Below are 2,425 nucleotides of genomic sequence, written 5' to 3'. Positions count from 1 at the left end.
ATCATTATTATTTTAGAATAACAATATCAGACCGATATAATTTATTATAAAAGGAGCCAGATTGAGTTATTATGGACAAACAAATTGGATTCATCGGATGCGGAAATATGGGGATGGCTATGATTGGCGGGATGATAAACAAAAATATAGTGTCTTCAAATAAAATCATTTGTTCAGATTTAAACACTACTAATTTAAAACATGCTAGTGAAAAATATGGACTAACTACAACAACTGACAACAATGAAGTAGCTAAAAATGCTGATATTTTAATTTTATCAATTAAACCAGATCTATACGCATCAATAATTAACGAAATAAAAGAAGTGATCAAAAACGATGTTATCGTCGTAACGATTGCCGCAGGAAAAAGCATTAAAAGTACTGAGGATGCTTTTCATAAAAAGTTAAGAGTTGTAAGAGTAATGCCTAATACACCTGCTCTTGTTGGAGAAGGAATGTCTGCGTTATGTCCTAATGAAATGGTGACAGAAAGGGATTTAGAAGATGTACTAAACATTTTCAATAGTTTTGGTCAAACAGAAATAGTAAGTGAAAAATTAATGGATGTTGTAACATCTGTAAGTGGTTCTTCGCCAGCATACGTATATATGATTATAGAAGCGATGGCAGATGCTGCTGTACTAGATGGTATGCCAAGAAATCAAGCATATAAATTCGCGGCCCAAGCTGTATTAGGCTCTGCAAAAATGGTACTGGACACAGGAATGCATCCAGGTGCATTGAAAGATATGGTTTGTTCTCCAGGCGGGACAACAATAGAAGCTGTAGCAATATTAGAGGAAAAAGGCTTACGAACAGCCATCATTTCAGCTATGCAACGTTGTACACAAAAGTCTGCTGAACTATCTGCTCAAACTAAAAAGTAATAAATATATGTAAAGGAGACCACTTTAACTAACCATATTTAAATAGTGCTTTACATACTCCCCACTGTTACTAAAAAATAAACGGACAAATTCATGAATAATTGAATTTGTCCGCTTATCTCTTTATTATCTTAAAATAATTTAATAACTCATATTGTCATTTTTTTGCAGATTAAAGTACTCTTGGTATTACGATAACATCATTTTCATGTCAATTGAAATATTATCAGAGACTAAGCGTAATATCAGATGTTCCACACTATTAACATAATATATTTACTGTCTCCTTTTATTGATTCCTTTGCATGAGTATGTTCTATCCACCGCAAATACAATTTGAATCATTTAAGTTTGCTGCTTATCGGGCATTTACCATTTAAACAAAGACGCCCCTTACATCAAAAATGATTAAGGGGCGTCTTTCATATACGATGAAGTTATAGTTCAGATTTTACTTGAATAGAAACATTGTTTTTTACTAATTTTTTGAGTTCTTTAAAGCTAACAAAATTGTTACTTTTCTCATCCCAAAGACGGAAACGGATTGACCGCAAGCTAGTAGCAAGAGTAATCGTTGGTACATTTTTTAAAGGAAGCGTATTATTGTGTGCCTCTTCTAGTTTATAGTTAGGTACTCTTGGACTTAAATGGTGAACATGATGATATCCAATGTTACCAGTTAGAAATTGCAGGATTTTTGGAAGTTTATAAAAAGAACTTCCTTCCACTGCCGCTTTCACATATTCCCACTCTTTATCTTCTTCAAAATAAGAATCCTCAAATGTGTGCTGTACGTAAAACAACCAAATACCTATTGAACCTGCTATTAAGAATATGGAACCATGTACTAAAAGAAACGATTGCCATCCGATTGCCCAACAAAGTAATCCTACTAAAGCAACGATTAAAACATTCGTCAAATAGGTGTTCATACGTTCTTTTTTTCTAGCACCTTTTCGGTTAAATCTATTTTTAAGCAAGAAAACATAAATCGGACCTAACCCAAACATAACCAATGGATTGCGATATAAACGATATGCTAAACGGCGTCTAAATGGCGCTGCTAAATATTCATTCACTGTAAGCGTCCAAATATCTCCTGTACCTCGCTTATCCAAATTACCACTTGTAGCGTGATGAATGGAATGCTCATGCCCCCATTGATCAAACGGGAATAAAGTTAAAACACCCATACATGTCCCAACTATTCTATTTGCACGTCGACTTTTAAAAAAAGAATAATGGGTACAATCATGAAAAATAATGAAAATCCGTGTCATAAATCCAGCGGCTAATACAGCTGGAACTAATGTTAACCAATAAGAAACGGACAAACTTTTATAAGCAAGGTACCATAAAATAATAAATGGCACTATTGTGTTGATAAGTTGCCAAACACTTTTTTTTATCGTTGATTTTTCAAAAGGAGCAACTTGTTTTTTTAAATTTTTAGTATTTTCTAAGGTCATTTTTTCTAATTCCTTTCCTGTATGTTGCTAATTCATATTATAGCACACTATTAGTATCAGGTGTTA

2 protein-coding genes are annotated in these 2,425 nt (G+C 33.3%); one reads left to right on the top strand and one right to left on the bottom strand.

Annotated features, from left to right (window positions below; genetic code table 11):
• Nucleotides 1-71 precede the first annotated feature (71 nt).
• On the top strand, nucleotides 72-890 hold the full coding sequence (gene proC / locus KI356_RS26070; RefSeq protein WP_212936893.1) for a pyrroline-5-carboxylate reductase: 819 nt from the start codon (nucleotides 72-74) through the stop codon (nucleotides 888-890).
• Between the two features lie 437 nt (nucleotides 891-1,327).
• On the opposite strand, the gene desA is transcribed toward proC, so the two are convergent.
• Nucleotides 1,328-2,359 (bottom strand): Delta(5) desaturase DesA, encoded by a 1,032-nt coding sequence (gene desA, locus KI356_RS26065; protein WP_128280381.1) that lies wholly within the window; start codon nucleotides 2,357-2,359, stop codon nucleotides 1,328-1,330.
• Between the last annotated feature and the right edge of the window lie 66 nt (nucleotides 2,360-2,425).

It is taken from the genome of Bacillus hominis (assembly GCF_018332515.1).
GTDB classification, from domain to species: Bacteria; Bacillota; Bacilli; order Bacillales; family Bacillaceae_G; genus Bacillus_A; species Bacillus_A hominis.
Note: the sequence above shows the minus strand (reverse complement) of the source record. Positions and strands in the feature narration are given on the sequence as shown.

Bases quoted from the DNA above. Each gene is read 5' to 3' on its own strand.
- proC (WP_212936893.1), top strand. From the start codon at position 72: ATGGACAAACAAATTGGATTCATCGGATGCGGAAATATGGGGATGGCT.
- desA (WP_128280381.1), bottom strand. From the start codon at position 2,359: ATGACCTTAGAAAATACTAAAAATTTAAAAAAACAAGTTGCTCCTTTT.